We start from the raw sequence: 16,745 nt of genomic DNA on the forward strand, positions 1-16,745 counted from the left end.
CCGGGCATCGAGCAGGCGAAACACCCGCGCAAAGGTATCGTGCGAGGCAACTCCACAGCGCAATGGCACGAAGCGGGTAAACCAGTCTTGGTGCTGTTCGCCGAACTCGGCCACCTCCACCCAGTTGTCCGCTCCTGCGATGGTGGCGCACAGCGCCACAGCAAGGATCGCTTGCAGTTCGTGGCGGCGCGTGCGCTCTATGCGGGGGTCCGGGATGCTTTGCAGGTGTTGCAGCAGGCTCATCTAAACAGCGCTTGGCAGATTACTCAAGCCCTGCAGTGTCGTTGGATTTGACTCTATTTTTTAGATGCGATTGCCCTGGAGCCTGCGGCAGAACGCTATATTTTTAATAGCTGCTTGCGCTTATCTTTCCTGGACAAGCCGCCAACACACCTTTACTCAGCCTCGATCTTGGCACTTTTCACCACGCTGGCCCAGTTGGCCAGATCGGTCCTGGCCTTCTCGCCCAGTTGCGCGGGGCTTTGGTAGTCGGCCGTCGCGCCCTGCTCCTGCGCCTTTTGCTTGAAGGCAGCGCTCTGCACCACGGTGCGGATGTCGGCGGTGAGCTTGTCCACCACCGGCTTGGGCACACCAGCCGGCGCAAACAGCGCAAACCACGACGTGGCGTTCACACCGGGGTAGCCCGCCTCGGCGGTGGTGGGCACATCGGGCAGGCTGGGCAGGCGCTCCTTGCCGGTCACGGCCAGCACGCGCAGCTTGCCGCCGGCGATATGGGGCATGAAGGGCGGCGCGGTGCCAAACGTCAGGTCCACCTGGCCGCCCAGCAGATCCTGCAGCGCGGGGCCCGTGCCTTTGTAGGGCACATGGACCATCTTGATGCCGCCCTGCTGCTCCAGCATGGCACCGGTCACATGCTGCAGCGAACCATTGCCCGAAGAGGCGTAGTTGAGCTTGCCCGGGTTGGCCTTGGCGTAAGCCATCAGCTCTGGCAAGGACTTCACCGGCAGGTCATTGCGCACCACGATGATCTGCGGCGCCGAAATCACGTTGGCAACCGGCTGGAAGTCGCTCTGCGCCCACTGCGCCACCTTGGTCAGGTGGGGCGAGATCACGTGGTAGCCCGAATACTGCATGAACAACGTGTAGCCATCGGCCTCGGCCCGCTTGACGATGCTGGCCGCAATGTTGCCGTTGCCACCGCCCTTGTTGTCCACCACCACCGACTGGCCCAGCACCGGGCCGAGCGCCTGCGCCACCATGCGCGCCGACAGGTCGGTGGTGCCGCCGGCGGCGGTGGGCACCACCATGGTCACGGGTTTGGTGGGGTAGGCGCCTTGCGCCCAGGCGGCGCTGCCCAGGCCCAGGGTCAGCGCGGCGATGGCGAGGGTGGTGAATGGCTGGCGATGGGTTTTCATGCGATGTCTCCGTTTTCACTGTGGTTGCATAGTGTCCGGCGGGGCGAGGGCTCGGGTGCCACCGCCCACCTGCTCAATCTACCGTGGCCCCGGTGTCCTTGACAACCCGGCTCCACTTGGGCAGGTCGACCTGCACCAGCGCGCCCAGCTGTGCGGCCGTGCCCTTGAAGGGTTCGCAGCCCACGGCGGCCAGTTTCTCGACCACGTCCTTGTGTTCCAGCGCACGGGCCACTTCGGCCTGCAACATTGCCACGATGGGCGCGGGCGTGCCGGCCGGGGCAAACAGCGCGTACCAGGGCGCCTGGCCAAAGCCCTTGAGGGTTTCGCCAATGGTGGGCGCGTCGGGCAAGGCGGCCACGCGCTTTTCGTTGACCACGCCCAGCACCTTGAGCTTGCCCGCCTTGATGAAGGCAATGGCCGAGGGCAGGCTTTGCACCGACAGGGGCACCTGCCCGCCCACCACATCGGTGGCGGCCGCCGCCGAACCCTTGTAGGGAATGTGCTGCAGCTGGATGCCCGCAGCCTTTTGCAGCATCTCGCCGATCAGGTGGTTCAGCGTACCGTTGCCCGCCGAAGCGATCGAATACTTGCCAGGGCTGGCCTTGGCCAGCGCGACCATTTCCGCCACGGTGTTGGCGGGAAAGGATGGGTGTGCCACCAGCACATAGCCTGCCGTGGCCACGGGCGCCACGGGCGTGAAGTCCCTGACCGGATCGAAACCCGGGTGCTTGTACAGCGCGGGGCCAATCACATGGGCGCTGTCAGCCGTGAGCAGCAGCGTGTAGCCATCGTTGCGCGCGCGGGCCGTGGCTGCAGTTGCCAACGTGCCGCCCGCGCCGGGGCGGTTGTCCACGATCACGCTCTGACCCAGCTGCTCGGTGAGTTTTTGCGCCAGCACGCGGGCGATGGCATCGTTGGCACCGCCAGCGGCCTGGGGCACCACCACGGTGATGGGCTTGGAGGGGAACTTGTCCTGCGCGCCCGCCGCCAGTGCGGCAGAGCACAGCACGGCGGCGGTGAAGAGGCGGCGGGACAACGCGGTGGGATGGAAGGTCATGGCTTTTGTCTCCTGGTGTTATGGGGGAATGCTGTGCGCGCCAGTATTCAGCGGGAAAGCGCTCTTTCGCGAATTGTTTCGAAATCGGCAGGCACCGGGTGCAGCGCCAGGCGCGGCCCCGCCTTGGCAATCTGGCTGGGAATGTCGTGGCCGATGAGCGCGGGCAGGCGCTGCGCGGCGGCAACGAGCTGCGCCAGATCCACCCCCGTGTCATAGCCCATGAGCTGCAGCGCATGCACGATCTCCTCGCTGCACACATTGCCGCTGGCACCCGGCGCATAGGGGCAGCCGCCCAGGCCGCCCAGCGAGGCATCGAACCGGTCGGCGCCCGCGTCGATGGCCGCCAGCACATTGGCCAAACCCATGCCGCGCGTGTTGTGGAAATGCAGTGTGAAATCCACACCCGGCCAGCGCGCACGGGCAGCGGCCGTGAGCTGGTGTACCTGGGTCGGGTAGGCCATGCCCGTGGTATCGCACAGCGTGACGCCGCGCACGCCCAGGTCGGCAAAACGCTGCACCCAGCCCAGCACCTCGGCCGGGGCCACATCGCCCTCCATGGGGCAGCCGAACACGCAGGACAGTGACACATTCACCGCCACCTGCGCACCTTGCGCCGTGGCCACCACCTGGGCCAGCGCGGCAAACGACTGGGCCTGGGTCATGCGCAGGTTGGCCAGGTTGTGCGTGGCACTCACCGACATGACGAGGTTGAGCTCATCGGTGCATGCCTCGATGGCGCGCTCGGCGCCGCGCATATTGGGCACCAGCGCGGTGTAGACGGTGCCGGGGCGGCGCGTGATCTCGCGCATGACGATCTCGGCATCTTTCAGTGCCGGGATGGCTGCGGGCGAGGTGAACGAGGTGACCTCGATCTTGGACAGGCCCGCACTCGACAGCGCATTCACCAGCGCGATCTTGTCCTCGGTGGGCACAAAGGCCTGCTCCATCTGCAGGCCGTCGCGCGTGCCCACTTCCTGGATATGGATGCGGCGGCCCGCGCCGTTCCAGACCGTGGCAGTCGCTTCGTTGCTCATTGAATCACTCCCTTGCTGCGCAGCAGCGCAATCTGTTCGACCGTGAGACCCGCCTCTGCCAGCACGGCATCGGTATCGTCGCCCAGGTGCGGCGCACTGCTGCGGATCGTGCCGGGCGTGGCCGAGAGCTTGGGCACGATGCCGGGCACCTCCACCGTGTAGCCATCGCGCGTGGTCTGCGAGAGCAGCATGTCGCGGGCGCGGTAATGCGGGTCTTCGGCGATGTCCTTGGCGGTGTAGACCTTGCCGGCGGGCACGCGGGCGGCGCCCAGGGCATCCAGCACCTGCTGCACGGTGCGCTGCGCGCTCCACGCTTGAATAGCGGCGTCGAGCTCCTGCACGCGGGCCACCCGGCCCGCGTTGTCGGTCAGGTCTGGCGCGGCGGCCAGGTCGGGGCGGCCAATGGTGTCCATCAGCCGCTTGAAGATGCTGTCGCCATTGCCCGCCACCAGCACCCAGCCGTCCTGGCAGGGGTAGGCGTTGGACGGTGCGATGCCCGGCAGCGCGCTGCCTGCGGCCTCGCGCACGGCGCCAAAGGCGCTGTATTCGGGGATCAGGCTTTCCATCACGTTGAACACGGCCTCGTGCAGCGCCACGTCGATCACCTGGCCCTGGCCGCCGTTGACCTTGCGGTGGTACAGCGCCATGAGCACGCCGATGGTGCCATGCAGCGCCGCCAGCGTGTCGCCAATCGACACGCCCACGCGCACCGGCACGCGGCCGGGTTCGCCGGTGAGGTGGCGCAGCCCGCCCATGGCCTCGCCAATCACGCCAAAGCCCGGCAGGTCGCGGTAGGGGCCGGTCTGGCCATAGCCCGAGATGCGCAGCATCACCAGATCGGGGTTGAGCGCCTGCAGCTCTTGCGGCGACATGCCCCAGCCTTCGAGCGTGCCGGGGCGGAAGTTCTCGATCAGCACATCGGCCTCGGCAATCAGCTGGCGGGCAATATCCTGGCCCTCCTTCTGGCGCAGGTCCAGCGCCACCGAGCGCTTGTTGCGCGACTGCACCTGCCACCAGACCGAAGTGCCTTCCTTGATGAGGCGCCAGTTGCGCAGCGGGTCACCCGTCTCGGGGGCTTCGATCTTGATCACATCGGCGCCAAACTCGCCCAGCGTCTTGCCGCAAAACGGCCCGGCGATGAGCTGGCCCATTTCGACCACGCGCACGCCAGCGAGGGCGGCAGGGGTGAGGGCCTGAAGTGATTGCGGTGAATTCATGCAGTGTCATCTCCGCAGGCATGTAGCCTGTGTGGGTCTGGCCCGCATCATGCGCAGGCCCGCGCCAGCCGTAAAACGCTGATGCGCGAAGCTGCCATCGCAAACCGGCATGGCGACAAGGTACGATCCATGCACCCCATGAAACTCGACCCCGTCTCCCTGCGCCTGTTCGTTGCCGTGATGGAAGAAAACACCATCGCCGCCGCCGCCGCGCGCGAACATCTGGCGGCATCGGCGGTGAGCCGCCGCCTGGCCGACCTGGAGGCCGCGCTGCAGGTGGCGCTGTTCACCCGCAGCAACCGCGGCACCGAGCCCACGGCGGCAGCGTTTGCCCTGCTGAACCTGGCGCGCGGCGTGCTCAACGACCTCGATGGCATTGCCAGCCAGATGCGCGAATACGGCAGTGGCACGCGCGGCCATGTGCGCGTGGTGGCCAACATCTCGGCCATCACGCAGTTCCTGCCGGGCGAGCTGCAGAGCTTTCTGGCGCTGCACCCGCAGGTCGATGTGCGCCTGCAGGAACAGATCAGCACGGCGATTGCCGAATCCGTGGCCGAAAACGCCGCCGATGTGGGCATCCTCAACCATGGCAACTATGGCGAGCGCCTCACGCTGCTGCCCTACCGCAGCGACGAACTGGTGCTGATCGTGCCCACGGGCCACCTGCTGGCCCGGCGCAAGGCGGTGCGCCTGGCCGAAGCCCTGCCCTTTGCCTTTGTCGGCATGCACCCGGGCAGCGCCGTCAACAACCAGCTCATGCGCGCCGCCGCCGAGGTGGACCTGCCCCTGCGGCTGCGCATCCAGGTCACCAGTTACGACGCGCTGTGCCTGATGGTGGCCGCCGGCCTGGGCATTGGCGTGATGCCGCGCGGCAGCGCCTCGCTCTACCGCGGCACGCTGGCCATCCGGGCCATCACGCTGAACGAGCCCTGGGCGCAGCGGCGGCTGATGCTGTGCGTGCGCGCCGAAGAAGCCCTGTCCAGCGTCGCGCGGCTGCTGGTGGACCACCTGCGCACCCCGCCGCAAGCGGCCACCACGCCATGACCGCTCCCATCGCCGCCCTGCAATGGGATGTTTTCTGCCGCGTGATCGACAACTTTGGCGACATCGGCGTGTGCTGGCGCCTGGCCACGCAACTGGCCGGGCAAGGCCAGCAGGTGCGCCTGTGGGTGGACGACGCCTCGGCCCTGCAATGGATGGCGCCCGACGGCTGCCCGAGCGTGGATGTGCGCGCCTGGGATGCGCCCGTGCCAGCCGCCCACGAGGCCCCGCCCGACGTGATGCTGGAAGCGTTCGGCTGCGAAATCGCTCCTGAATTCATAGCGTACAGTGCAAAACAGAAAATCTCCAGGGGCCACAAACCCGTCTGGATCAATCTCGAATACCTGTCGGCAGAGGCGTACGTGGAGCGCAACCACCGGCTGCCCTCCCCTCTGCTCACGGGCCCCGCCGCCGGCTGGACCCGCTGGTTTTTCTACCCGGGCTTCACCCCCGCCACCGGTGGCCTGCTGCGCGAGCCCGATCTGATGGCCAGACGCGAAGCGTTCGACCGCAGCGCCTGGCGCGCCGCGCACGCAGCGGCCTTCGGCCGGTGCGGTATCGGGCCGGGGCACCGCTGGGTGTCGCTGTTCTGCTATGAGCCCGCCGCCCTGCCCGATCTGCTGCGGCAATGCCAGGCGCAGCCCACGCAGCTGCTGGTCACCCCCGGCCGCCCCACGGCGGCTGTGCAGGCAGTCTTGGCAGAAGGCAGGGGCGAGATCGCCCTCCAGCGCTTATCGGACAATCGCGAGCAGCTATCTATTTCATACCTTCCGCACCGCCCGCAGGCGGCGTTCGACGAGATGCTCTGGGCCTGTGACTTCAACGCCGTGCGCGGCGAAGACTCGCTGGTGCGGGCGCTGTGGGCCGGGCAGGCGCTGGTGTGGCACATCTACCCGCAGCATGACAACGCCCACCACGACAAGCTGTGGGCCTTTCTCGACTGGCTGCAGGCCCCCGCATCGCTGCGGCAATTCCACGCCACCTGGAACGGGCTGGACAGCGCACCGCTGCAATGGCCCGACGACGGCACCCTGTCGGAGTGGACCGCCTGCATTGCAGCCGCCCGTGCACGCCTTCTGACGCAGGACAATCTGGTGGCACAACTTTTGGGCTTTGTCGCCGAAAAACGGTAAAATTCAAGGCTTTGCGCAAAACGGGTGCGGCACATCGTGCAAGCCCCAAGCGCATTCCCGCCGCGGAACATGCATGGGCACGGCGCTCCTTCAGGCCCTGAAGGTCACCCGCCCCTGCGTTGAGCGGCCCCAACCCAAGCAACCTGCTATGAAAATCGCTCAAGAAATCCGCGCCGGCAACGTCATCATGCACGGCAAGGACCCCATGGTCGTCCTCAAGACCGAATACGCCCGCGGTGGCCGCGGCGCCGCCACCGTGCGCATGAAGCTCAAAAGCCTGATCGGCAACTTCGGCACCGAAGTCGTGTTCAAGGCCGACGACAAGATCGACAACGTCATCCTCGACAAGAAGGAGTGCACCTACTCCTACTTCGCCGATCCCATGTATGTCTGCATGGACACCGAGTACAACCAGTACGAAGTGGAAGCCGAAAACATGGGTGACTCGCTGAACTACCTGGAAGACGGCATGGCCGTGGAAGTGGTGTTCTACGACGGCAAGGCCATCTCGGTCGAACTGCCCACCAGCGTCGAGCGCGAAATCACCTGGACGGAACCCGCCGTCAAGGGCGACACCTCCGGCAAGGTTTTGAAGCCCGCCAAGATCGCCACCGGTTTCGAAGTGCCCGTGCCCCTGTTCGTCAGCCAAGGCGACAAGATCGAAATCGACACCCGCACCGGCGAATACCGCAAGCGCGTCTGAGGCTTGCGCCTCCGCTCAACAAAAAGGCTTCCCGAGGGAAGCCTTTTTCATGGATCATTTTTGACTTTAGCGTTGGAAGGAAAATCGCCAGCAGCTATTCAAACCATAGCAGCAACCGGCAGGGTCACACCGGCACGGCCACCAGGTCATGCCCCTGCGTGCCCACGATGCGCGCACGCGTGAATTCACCCACCTTGAGTTGCTTGCTGATCTTCTCCGGTGGCAGCAGATGCACCACGCCATCAATCTCGGGGGCATCGGCATAGCTGCGGCCCCGGCCGCCCTTCTTGCCCAAAGCGGGGGCATGGTCCACCAGCACCTGCATGGTGGCGCCCACGCGGCGCTGCAGCTTGGCAATCGACACCTCTTCGGCCACCGCCATGAAGCGGGCACGGCGCTCTTCGCGCACTTCCAGAGGCAGCATGCCGGGCAGCTCGTTGGCGGCAGCGCCATTCACGTCGCTGTAGGCAAAGCAGCCCGCGCGGTCGATCTGCGCCTCGCGCACAAAATCGAGCAGGTGCTGGAACTCTTCTTCCGTCTCGCCCGGAAAGCCCGCAATGAAGGTGCTGCGGATGACCAGCTCGGGGCAGGCCTCGCGCCAGCGCTGGATGCGCTCGAGGTTGCGCTCGCCGCTGGCCGGGCGCTTCATGCGCTTGAGCACGTCGGGGTGGCTGTGCTGGAACGGCACATCCAGGTACGGCAGCACCTTGCCCGTGGCCATGAGCGGGAGGATCTCGTCCACGCTGGGGTAGGGGTACACATAGTGCAAACGCACCCAGGCACCATACGGCTCGGCGATCTCGCCCAGCGTCTGCACCAGCTCCAGCATGCGCGTCTTGACGGGTTTGCCGTCCCAGAAACCGGTGCGGTATTTCACGTCCACACCATAGGCCGACGTGTCCTGGCTGATTACCAGCAACTCCTTCACGCCACCTTCGAACAGGGCCTTGGCCTCGCTGAGCACATCCCCCACCGGACGCGACACCAGGTCGCCGCGCATCGACGGGATGATGCAGAAGGTGCAGCGGTGGTTGCAGCCCTCGCTGATCTTCAGATACGCATAGTGCCTGGGCGTGAGCTTGATGCCCGCCACACCGAAACTGCCCGGCACCAGGTCCAGAAATGGATCGTGCGGCTTGGGCAGGTTCAGGTGCACGGCATCCATCACCTCCTGCGTGGCGTGCGGGCCTGTCACGGCGAGCACGCTGGGGTGCATCTCGCGCACCATGTTGCCGCCGCCCTCGCCTGCGCGCGCACCCAGGCAGCCGGTGACGATGACCTTGCCGTTCTCGGCCAATGCCTCGCCGATGGTGTCCAGGCTTTCCTTGACGGCATCGTCAATGAAACCACAGGTGTTGACGATGACGAGATCGGCACCGTCGAAGGTTTTGGAGGTTTCGTAACCCTCGGCGCTCAGCTGCGTCAGGATCAGCTCGGAATCGGTCAGCGCCTTGGGGCAGCCGAGGCTGACGAATCCGACCTTGGGGATTTTTGGGGGGGAGAGTGCTTCGCTCATATCCCTGTATTGTCCCAGTTCTGGCGTTGGGCAGGGAATATGACCAAATCCTCGAACGCCTGCCAAGCCCCGCAACCTGCGAAACGGGCGCCACCCAAGCCAGCGGCCGCCGCGCAAGGGCCGCCCCGCCGCGCTGGCGGCGTCCCCCTTGGGGGAAGGCGCCGCAGGCGACTCAGGGGGTCATCGCTTGATTCCAAAGGCGCCGAGCATTTGCTCGGTCTGCTTTTGCATCTGCTCCTGCATCTGGGTCAGCATGGACTGCGATTGCTCGACATAGTTGCCCATCATGCCCTTGAGCATGGGCGACTGCAGGTTCATGAACTGCGCCCACATCTCTGGCGTCACGCTTTGGGACTGCTCGGCCAGCTTGGCCTGCACCTCGGTGAAGGCCTGCACGTTCTTCTCCAGATAGGCGCCCATGAAGCTCTGCATCGCGTGGCCGTAGAAGCGGATGATGTTGGCCAGCACCGCTTCGGTGAACATGGGCGCGCCACCCGCTTCTTCCTCCAGAATGATCTGCAACAGGATGCTGCGCGTGAGGTCTTCGCCCGTCTTGGCATCGCGCACCACCACATTCTGGTGTTCCATGACAAGCTGGCGCACTTCGGCCAGGGTGATGTAGGTGGAGGTATCCGTGTCGTACAGACGGCGATTCGGGTATTTCTTGACCACGCGCTGCGCTATCTTGGCGGCGGGGGCGCTTTTCTTGTCGGGCACTACGGACTCCTCGGGCCTGCGGCCCATTTATTGCAGTGCAACAGATTCTAGAGAGTGAGGCGCACTGTGCCGGCGAAGGATTACCCTGATGGCCCGGCACGGCTCAGGCCGACCGGCCTTGCCCCATGGTGTCCATTGCGCGTGGAGAATGCGCTACCCCTTGGATGGGTGCAGCGGGCCAGACGGCAACGCTGCGTCCCCCAACCACCTCCGCCCACAGCGACACCAATAAAAAAGCCTTCCAGACCGTTGATCTGGAAGGCTTTGTACCAATGGTGAGTTGGTAGGCGCGATTGGACTCGAACCAACGACCCCCACCATGTCAAGGTGGTGCTCTAACCAGCTGAGCTACGCGCCTGTCGTTGTTTAGACATCGATTATAGCCATAAAAATCAGCCTGTCTGGCTGGCCCTTCAACAAATCATGGGCAGAGCAGCACCGGCATTCGCGGATACCGGCACGCAACTCAGCGCCGCCGTGCAGCGCGCACCCCGGCAACGCCGGCCACAATGCCCAGCACCTTGTTCAGCCGCCCGGAATCGGCGACCTCGACGGTGAAGGTCATCCAGGCCGTGCCCTTGACCGACTGGGTCTGCACGCCGATGACGTTGGTCTTTTCCCGGGCAAACACTTCAGAGATATCGCGCAGCAGACCCTGGCGATCGGTCGCTTCCACCGCCACGTCCACGGGATACACCGCAGCACCCACCGCGGATTTGGGTGCACCCCATGCGACCTCGATCACCCGTTCGCTGCTGCGCGCCGCCATCTCCCGGAAATTGCTGCAGTCTGCCCGGTGCACGCTCACGCCCTTGCCCCGGGTGACAAAACCGCGGATATCGTCGGGTGGCGCAGGTTTGCAGCACTTGGCCAGCTGGGTCATGAGGGAGTCGATCCCCACCACCAGCACGCCGCCCTTGGGGGCGGAATCGTTGGTGCGGGTCTTTTTCAGCAGCAGGTAATCGTCGGGTTGCAGTACCGGCTCTGGCGGGCGCAAAAGGGTTTCGATGCTGCGCAGTGAAAACTCGTCCTTGCCCACCACCTCGAACAGCGCGTCGGCCGACTTGAACCCCAGCTGTACCGCCAGGTCGTCCAGTTTCATGGCCGTCTTGCCTTCGCGCTGCAGCAGCTTTTCAACCGCCTCGCGCCCCCGGGCCACCGTTTCGTGGGTGGCCTGGGCATTGAACCAGGCTCGCACCTTGGCCCTGGCCCGGTTGCTGGTGAGGTAGCCCAACTCGGCATTGAGCCAGTCGCGCGAGGGGCGGCCTTCCTTGACGGTGGTGATTTCCACGGTCTGGCCGTTCTGCAGCGGCGTGTTGAGCGGCACCATGGCGCCATCCACCTTGGCGCCGCGGCACCGATGGCCGAGGCTCGTGTGCACGGCATAGGCAAAGTCCACGGGTGTGGCGCCCTGGGGCAACTCCACCACGGCGGCTTCGGGGGTCAGCACATAGATGCGGTCGTCAAACAGACCCCGGTTTTGCACCGTTCCGACAAGGTCGCGCTCCCAGGCCAGCAACTGGCGCAGCACCGCGATCTTGGCGTCGTATTCGCCGCTGGCCGACACACCCGCATAGCCCTTGCTGCCCGCCTCCTTGTAGGCCCAGTGCGCCGCCACGCCGTGCTCGGCATGGTCGTGCATGGCCTGGGTGCGGATCTGGATCTCGATCGGTTTGCCGGCAGCGTCGCGCACAATGGTGTGCAGCGACTGGTAGCCATTGGGCTTGGGGCGCGCGATGTAGTCGTCGAACTCTTCCACGATGGGCGTGAACTGTTCGTGCACCCAGCTCAGGGCGGCATAGCAGTCCTTCACCGATGGCACCACCACGCGCAGCGCCCGGATGTCCAGCACCTGGTCGAAATTGAGCGACTTGCCGCGCATCTTCTTGACGATGCTGTAGATGTGCTTGGGCCGCCCCTGCACGCTGGCACTGATGCTGCGCGCGCGCAGGTCAGACTCCAGCCGCGTGCGCAACTGCTCCATGTAGACCTCACGCTCCCCGCGCTTTTCGTCCAGCAGGCGGGCTACCTCCTTGTAGGTATCGGGCTCCAGGAACCGGAACGACAGATCTTCGAGCTCCCATTTCACCTGCCAGATGCCCAGCCGGTTGGCCAGCGGTGCAAACACCTGCAGCGATTCGCGCGCCAGGCTGGGCGACACGGGGCGCTTGCTGGCGGCATGGAACCGCAGTGTCTGCAGTCGGGACGCCAGGCGCAGCATGACCACGCGCAGGTCGCGCGAGAACGCCAGCAGCATCTTGCGCACGTTCTCGGTCTGCACCGCCGGGTCGTCCAGTTGCTGGGCCCCTCGCGCCTGGCGCTGCACGCGCATGAGCTTGGTGGTTTCCACCGCCAGGGCCGCAAAGTTGTCGCCAAAGGCCTTGGCGATCACCTCCTGGGGCTTGTTCAGGTGTCCGCAGGCATACACCAGGTAGCTGGCTGCCTGCATGGCCTCTGATCCGCCAATGACCTTGAGGATGGCGGCCACGGCGTCCGCATGGGCCAGGGTGTTTTCACCGGAATCGAGCGTCTCGCCCGCCATGAGGGGCTCGGCAAAGGCGCGCGCCCGCGCCAGGGCATTGACCTGCTCGGGCAATGTATGGGCCGTTGCGGCAATGAGCTGCGGCAAGGTGTCGGCGGTGGAGGCCGGCACAGCGGCGGCAGGAGGGTGCGTTTTCATGCGACCACCGCCTCTTCCGGTGCCAGGAGAAAGTCGGTGACTGCCGTCACCTGGTCTTGCGCCATCAAGGTGGGGGCGTGCCCCACGCCCTCGAACTCCACCAGCTTCGCCTTCGGTCCGCGCCGCGCCATGGCCTGGGCGGTTTCTGGCGCCAGCAGATCGGACTGCGCGCCGCGCAGCAGCAACGTGCGCGCCTGGATGCGGTCATACAGCTGCCACAGCTGCCGTGCTCCGGCGGCAGAGACCTCGGGCGTCATGGCCCCAAAAGACTGCGCGATGGCGGGGTCGTAGTGCAGCGCCAGGCCGCCGGCCGGCAAGGCCCGCACCATGGGCCGCGACAGCTCCAGCCACTGCGCAGCGGTGTGCGGGCCAAAACTCGACGAAATCGCCCACATGGCATCGGCCGCCTGCTGCAGCGAATCAAAGCGGACGGGAGCCCCCAGATACTGGCCGATGCGCTGCAAGGCATCCCATTCGATTGCGGGGCCGACATCATTGAGCACCAGCCGGCGCACCGGCACGGCCAGCGGCCACAGGCTCCCCACACCGGTGGCGGGTCGGTCGGCAGAGATGGACTCATCGGCCACGCCCAGCCCCGGCTGGCCACACAGGGCCATGCCGATCAGGCCGCCCATGCTGGTGCCCACCCAGTCCAGCACCTGCACCGGGGCCTGCCGCTGCAGGTGGCCCAGCAAGACCAGCATGTCGGCGGCGTACTGGGGAATCTGGTAACCGGCGGGGTCTTCCAGCCAGTCGCTCTGGCCACGGCCGACCACGTCCGGGCAAATGACCCGTGCATGGCGGCTCAGCGTGCGCGCCAGGGTGTCGAAATCACGCCCCTGGCGCGTGAGGCCGTGCACGCACACCACCACATGCGGATGGGCCGGGTTTCCGGTGCTGTTCCACTCCCAGTACGCCATGCGATGCTGCGCTTGCGGGCTGGCCGGCGCACGCCCATGGGGGCCCGCCTCGGAGGCAGCGCCAGGGCACAGTACGTAGTTCAGCGTAGGTTCAATCATGGGTGCGGGTACTGGCGACAGCGTTCGATAATTGCTGCATTGCATCGTAATTCATTCGGAGAGGCTCCCATGCTCAAAGGCAAAACCGCACTCGTTACCGGCTCCACCAGTGGCATCGGCCTGGGCATCGCCAAAGCCCTGGCCCGCCAGGGCGCCAACATTGTGCTCAATGGTTTTGGCGACGTGGACGGCCCGCGTGCCGAGGTGCTGGCGGCCGGCCAGGCGGTAGGTGCCCAGGTGGCCTACCACGGCGCCGACATGGGCCGCGCAGCCGATATCGAAGACATGATGAAGTACAGCGCCGCGCAGTTCGGGCGCGTGGACATCCTCGTGAACAACGCCGGCATCCAGCATGTGGCAAGCATCCAGGATTTTCCGGTGGAGCGCTGGGACGCCATCATCGCCATCAACCTGACCAGCGCCTTTCATACCTCCCGCCTGGCCCTGCCCGCCATGCAGGCGGCCAACTGGGGCCGCATCATCAACGTGGCATCGGTGCACGGGCTGGTGGGCTCGGCGCAAAAGTCGGCCTATGTGGCGGCCAAGCATGGCATCGTGGGCCTGACCAAGGTGACGGCGCTCGAAAATGCCGCTTCCGGCATCACCTGCAACGCCATCTGCCCCGGCTGGGTGCTGACGCCGCTGGTGCAAAAGCAGGTGGACGCCAAGGCCGCAGAACGCGGCATCTCGAACGAAGAAGCCAAGCGGCTGCTGCTGGGTGAAAAAGAGCCGTCCATGCAGTTCACCACACCCGAGGAGCTGGGCGAGCTGGCCGTTTTCTTCTGCTCCCCCGCCGCCAACAACGTGCGCGGCGTGGCCTGGAACATGGACGGCGGCTGGGCGGCACAGTAAGAGCCTGCTTACGATCTCGCAGGGGATCGTCAACAGGCGCTAAGCCATGGCCATGGGGCGCAGCGCCCCGCCTGGCTGCAGTTCTGCCGGATTTCAAAGGTTGCGCAAGGCAAATCCCGTCACTCATGCTGCCGCACGCGCCCGGCCCTTGGCGGCCTGCGTGTCGCGCACCGGCGGCAGGCCGAACAGCCGGCCGTACTCGCGCGTGAACTGGGAAACGCTCTCATAGCCCACGGCAAAAGCCGCGCGGCTGGCGCTGGCCCCCTCGGACAGCATCAACCGCCGCGCCTCGATCAGACGCAGCTGCTTCTGGAACTGCAGCGGCGAAAGCGATGTGACCGCCCTGAAATGCTGATGAAAAGACGACGGGCTCATGCCTGCCAGCGCAGCCAGGCTCTCCACCGGCAGGGGCTGCGCAAAGTCGGTACGCAGCACCGCCACCGCACGCGCCACCCGATGGGCATGGCTGCCGGGCCAGCCCAGGCGGCGGATGGCAGCACCATGCCGCCCGGCCAGCAACCAGTAATGCAGCTCGCGCACCAGCGAGGCGTGCAGCAGCGGCACAGCCTGGGGCCGCTCCAGCAGGCGCATGAGGCGCAGGGCCACATCGGCCACCTCGGCATCGATCGGGTCCACACGCACGGGAGCGTGGTCATCCCCGGGCACCGCCCCCATCTGGGCCGACAGGTCGGCAATCACCGGCAGGCTCAACTCCAACGCCATCGAGAGATACGGAGCCACCGCACTGGCGCGTGTGATCTGGCTCACCGTGGGCACATCGGCCGTGATCAGCAAGGACTCGCCCGCCGCGGACCCGAAGGTCTGCGGCCCCATGGCCACCTGCTTGCAGCCCTGCAGCACCAGGCAGATGCGGGGGCGGGCAATCGCGTACAGCAGCCCACTGGGCTCGGTAGCGCGCACCGTGCTCAGTCCGGGGATGGGGGTCTGCACCACACCGCCCTGGTGGGCAGGGGCATGGGCTTCGGCATAGCGGCTTACGGCCTGGAACAAGGGGCTTGTCATACCGCCGAGCGTACCGGTTTGCAGGTCGCCTGGCACTGATTTTGGAGAATCAGGCAAAAAATGAAAGAGTTTTGGCAACCCACTCAAGCCATGATCGGACCCTGGAGGACACCACCCACCGAAGTTCGCCATGCCCCCTGCACACACCCCCCATCACCCTGGCCACCGGCGGCAGCCGGGGCCCGGGCCGCAACACCGCGTTGCGCATCGCCAGGGGCGGCGGTGACGTATTCCTCACCTCCCGCCGCCAGGCCGCGGTGGCCGACACTGCAGCCCTGCGCCGCCGGGCCGTGGCACTGCGGTTCGACAATGGCAACATCACCACCTTCGGTGCCTTTACCGAACACCTGCGCGCTGTGCCGCAGCAAACCCGGCAACGCGCGCCGGCTTCGACCATCTGGTCAACACCACTGGCCATGGTGACTGGCGGCGCGCCGAAAACAAGCCGGCAGCACGGCCAGGCACCCCGGCGGTGACAGGCACATGTTGGCGCTCAGCGCATCTGCACGGAGCCAGAGACAGTCACCACCACCTGCGCCTTGCCCGCCTCCACGGGTACCGCCGCATCCGACAACGGCGCGGCCTTGGCCTCCATCGCCACCATGCGTGGGCGGGGTCCGGGCGACATCTCATTGCTGTGCACCGCCACCTCGCGCAGGCTGTAGCCGGCAAAGCCGAAACCCTTGGCCAGTTCAGTCGCACGGGCCCTGAACTGCTCGATGGCCTGGGTCTGCGCCTCGGTTTCGACCTTGGCACGGGCCTCGCGCGAGAGCGCAAAAGCGACCTGGCTGATGGGCATCGACGGAATCTTGCCCGCCGTGGCGGTGATGCGCGCAAAGTCGCGCCCCTCCAGCACCAGCTCGGCCCGGCCCTGCCAGCCATTGATCTTGCCGTCCTTGGCGTAGCGCGGGTACAGGCCATAAGGGCCGGTGCGCACGTCCAGCTGCCCCGTCTGCGCATTGCGCTTGGCTTCGGCCAGTGCCGCATCGAGCGCCTGCTTGAGCTGGTCCTGCACGCCAGCGGCATCCGGGCCGTCCTTGCTGGCCGAGAGGGTGAGCACCAGCAGATCCTGCTGCACCTCCACCGTGCCAGACGCCGACAGCTGCACCACGTTGCGCGGCTCGGTTGTCTGCGAATTCTGAGAAAAAACAGCTCCAGCGCTCACCATCAAAGCGCTAGCAGCTATCAAACGAATAGCATTCTTCATACCAGGACCTTTCTTTCGATCTACGTACAGCGCCACACCGGACCGCACACGCCCCCACAGTAACCGCTGTGAAGGCTCCCTTGGTGAAGCCCGCGTGAGCGGCCTGCGTGCCAGGGCAAAACTTGTAACAGTTGGTCAAAAAACAGGCAGAATACCGAACTTCGGGGCTG

General features: G+C 65.9%; 16 protein-coding genes and 1 tRNA gene. 5 read left to right on the forward strand and 12 right to left on the reverse strand.

Features of this window, described 5'->3' with window-relative positions; translation table 11 throughout:
* From AC1Q5S_RS06325 to AC1Q5S_RS06345, 5 genes are all read right to left on the reverse strand, one after another.
* The coding region (locus AC1Q5S_RS06325) for a transposase family protein (RefSeq protein WP_492238541.1) at positions 1 to 243 on the reverse strand (243 nt) is incomplete at its 3' end.
* Between the two features lie 152 nt (positions 244 to 395).
* On the reverse strand, positions 396 to 1,376 hold the full coding sequence (locus tag AC1Q5S_RS06330) for a Bug family tripartite tricarboxylate transporter substrate binding protein (protein WP_303838306.1): 981 nt from the start codon (positions 1,374 to 1,376) through the stop codon (positions 396 to 398).
* A gap of 73 nt (positions 1,377 to 1,449) precedes the next feature.
* On the reverse strand, positions 1,450 to 2,433 hold the full coding sequence (locus tag AC1Q5S_RS06335; protein WP_492238542.1) for a Bug family tripartite tricarboxylate transporter substrate binding protein: 984 nt from the start codon (positions 2,431 to 2,433) through the stop codon (positions 1,450 to 1,452).
* A 47-nt stretch (positions 2,434 to 2,480) separates the two neighbouring features.
* Positions 2,481 to 3,467: a hydroxymethylglutaryl-CoA lyase gene (locus AC1Q5S_RS06340; RefSeq protein WP_492238543.1), complete on the reverse strand. Its 987-nt coding sequence runs from the start codon at positions 3,465 to 3,467 to the stop codon at positions 2,481 to 2,483.
* Positions 3,464 to 4,684, reverse strand: a complete 1,221-nt coding sequence (locus AC1Q5S_RS06345; RefSeq protein WP_492238544.1) for a CaiB/BaiF CoA transferase family protein — start codon at positions 4,682 to 4,684, stop codon at positions 3,464 to 3,466. Before AC1Q5S_RS06345 ends, AC1Q5S_RS06340 begins: the two co-directional genes overlap by 4 nt.
* A 138-nt stretch (positions 4,685 to 4,822) precedes the next feature.
* On the opposite strand from AC1Q5S_RS06345, the gene AC1Q5S_RS06350 reads away from it, so the two are divergent.
* From AC1Q5S_RS06350 to efp, 3 genes are all read left to right on the forward strand, one after another.
* A complete protein-coding gene (locus tag AC1Q5S_RS06350; RefSeq protein ID WP_422204648.1) occupies positions 4,823 to 5,728 on the forward strand; it encodes a LysR family transcriptional regulator in 906 nt (301 codons plus the stop codon).
* Positions 5,725 to 6,858: an elongation factor P maturation arginine rhamnosyltransferase EarP gene (earP, locus tag AC1Q5S_RS06355; RefSeq protein WP_492238545.1), complete on the forward strand. Its 1,134-nt coding sequence runs from the start codon at positions 5,725 to 5,727 to the stop codon at positions 6,856 to 6,858. The genes AC1Q5S_RS06350 and earP overlap by 4 nt, the downstream gene beginning before the upstream one ends.
* Before the next feature lie 148 nt (positions 6,859 to 7,006).
* Positions 7,007 to 7,561, forward strand: coding sequence for an elongation factor P (efp, locus tag AC1Q5S_RS06360; RefSeq protein WP_303838337.1), 555 nt, complete (start codon positions 7,007 to 7,009; stop codon positions 7,559 to 7,561).
* A gap of 124 nt (positions 7,562 to 7,685) precedes the next feature.
* Here efp and rimO read toward each other — a convergent pair whose 3' ends face one another.
* The 5 genes from rimO to AC1Q5S_RS06385 form a co-directional block, all read right to left on the reverse strand.
* A complete protein-coding gene (gene rimO, locus AC1Q5S_RS06365; RefSeq protein WP_492238546.1) occupies positions 7,686 to 9,077 on the reverse strand; it encodes a 30S ribosomal protein S12 methylthiotransferase RimO in 1,392 nt (463 codons plus the stop codon).
* 180 nt (positions 9,078 to 9,257) lie between these two features.
* Positions 9,258 to 9,821 (reverse strand): polyhydroxyalkanoate synthesis repressor PhaR, encoded by a 564-nt coding sequence (gene phaR, locus AC1Q5S_RS06370; RefSeq protein WP_303838171.1) that lies wholly within the window; start codon positions 9,819 to 9,821, stop codon positions 9,258 to 9,260.
* 254 nt (positions 9,822 to 10,075) lie between these two features.
* Positions 10,076 to 10,152 (reverse strand) — tRNA-Val (locus AC1Q5S_RS06375).
* Between the two features lie 108 nt (positions 10,153 to 10,260).
* Positions 10,261 to 12,474, reverse strand: coding sequence for a RelA/SpoT family protein (locus tag AC1Q5S_RS06380; RefSeq protein WP_303838169.1), 2,214 nt, complete (start codon positions 12,472 to 12,474; stop codon positions 10,261 to 10,263).
* On the reverse strand, positions 12,471 to 13,493 hold the full coding sequence (locus AC1Q5S_RS06385) for an alpha/beta fold hydrolase (protein WP_303838167.1): 1,023 nt from the start codon (positions 13,491 to 13,493) through the stop codon (positions 12,471 to 12,473). The genes AC1Q5S_RS06380 and AC1Q5S_RS06385 overlap by 4 nt, the downstream gene beginning before the upstream one ends.
* Before the next feature lie 69 nt (positions 13,494 to 13,562).
* Here AC1Q5S_RS06385 and AC1Q5S_RS06390 point away from each other — a divergent pair, with 69 nt between their 5' ends.
* A complete protein-coding gene (locus AC1Q5S_RS06390; RefSeq protein WP_492238547.1) occupies positions 13,563 to 14,345 on the forward strand; it encodes a 3-hydroxybutyrate dehydrogenase in 783 nt (260 codons plus the stop codon).
* Between the two features lie 123 nt (positions 14,346 to 14,468).
* On the opposite strand, the gene AC1Q5S_RS06395 is transcribed toward AC1Q5S_RS06390, so the two are convergent.
* Positions 14,469 to 15,368: an AraC family transcriptional regulator gene (locus tag AC1Q5S_RS06395; RefSeq protein ID WP_492238548.1), complete on the reverse strand. Its 900-nt coding sequence runs from the start codon at positions 15,366 to 15,368 to the stop codon at positions 14,469 to 14,471.
* A 71-nt stretch (positions 15,369 to 15,439) separates the two neighbouring features.
* Here AC1Q5S_RS06395 and AC1Q5S_RS06400 point away from each other — a divergent pair, with 71 nt between their 5' ends.
* The gene (locus AC1Q5S_RS06400; RefSeq protein WP_422202630.1) at positions 15,440 to 15,844 is read left to right on the forward strand and encodes a hypothetical protein; all 405 of its coding nucleotides are present in this window, start codon (positions 15,440 to 15,442) and stop codon (positions 15,842 to 15,844) included.
* A gap of 17 nt (positions 15,845 to 15,861) precedes the next feature.
* Here AC1Q5S_RS06400 and AC1Q5S_RS06405 read toward each other — a convergent pair whose 3' ends face one another.
* Entirely contained in the window at positions 15,862 to 16,575 is a 714-nt protein-coding gene (locus AC1Q5S_RS06405) for an SIMPL domain-containing protein (protein ID WP_303837221.1), read from the reverse strand.
* Positions 16,576 to 16,745: the final 170 nt, after the last annotated feature.

It is taken from the genome of Acidovorax sp. GW835-FHT14B10, assembly GCF_058793725.1.

Coding starts and splice junctions, on each gene's coding strand:
- AC1Q5S_RS06330 (WP_303838306.1), bottom strand. CDS start 1,376: ATGAAAACCCATCGCCAGCCATTCACCACCCTCGCCATCGCCGCGCTG.
- AC1Q5S_RS06335 (WP_492238542.1), bottom strand. CDS start 2,433: ATGACCTTCCATCCCACCGCGTTGTCCCGCCGCCTCTTCACCGCCGCC.
- AC1Q5S_RS06340 (WP_492238543.1), bottom strand. CDS start 3,467: ATGAGCAACGAAGCGACTGCCACGGTCTGGAACGGCGCGGGCCGCCGC.
- AC1Q5S_RS06345 (WP_492238544.1), bottom strand. CDS start 4,684: ATGAATTCACCGCAATCACTTCAGGCCCTCACCCCTGCCGCCCTCGCT.
- AC1Q5S_RS06350 (WP_422204648.1), top strand. CDS start 4,823: ATGAAACTCGACCCCGTCTCCCTGCGCCTGTTCGTTGCCGTGATGGAA.
- earP (WP_492238545.1), top strand. CDS start 5,725: ATGACCGCTCCCATCGCCGCCCTGCAATGGGATGTTTTCTGCCGCGTG.
- efp (WP_303838337.1), top strand. CDS start 7,007: ATGAAAATCGCTCAAGAAATCCGCGCCGGCAACGTCATCATGCACGGC.
- rimO (WP_492238546.1), bottom strand. CDS start 9,077: ATGAGCGAAGCACTCTCCCCCCCAAAAATCCCCAAGGTCGGATTCGTC.
- phaR (WP_303838171.1), bottom strand. CDS start 9,821: ATGGGCCGCAGGCCCGAGGAGTCCGTAGTGCCCGACAAGAAAAGCGCC.
- AC1Q5S_RS06380 (WP_303838169.1), bottom strand. CDS start 12,474: ATGAAAACGCACCCTCCTGCCGCCGCTGTGCCGGCCTCCACCGCCGAC.
- AC1Q5S_RS06385 (WP_303838167.1), bottom strand. CDS start 13,493: ATGATTGAACCTACGCTGAACTACGTACTGTGCCCTGGCGCTGCCTCC.
- AC1Q5S_RS06390 (WP_492238547.1), top strand. CDS start 13,563: ATGCTCAAAGGCAAAACCGCACTCGTTACCGGCTCCACCAGTGGCATC.
- AC1Q5S_RS06395 (WP_492238548.1), bottom strand. CDS start 15,368: ATGACAAGCCCCTTGTTCCAGGCCGTAAGCCGCTATGCCGAAGCCCAT.
- AC1Q5S_RS06405 (WP_303837221.1), bottom strand. CDS start 16,575: ATGAAGAATGCTATTCGTTTGATAGCTGCTAGCGCTTTGATGGTGAGC.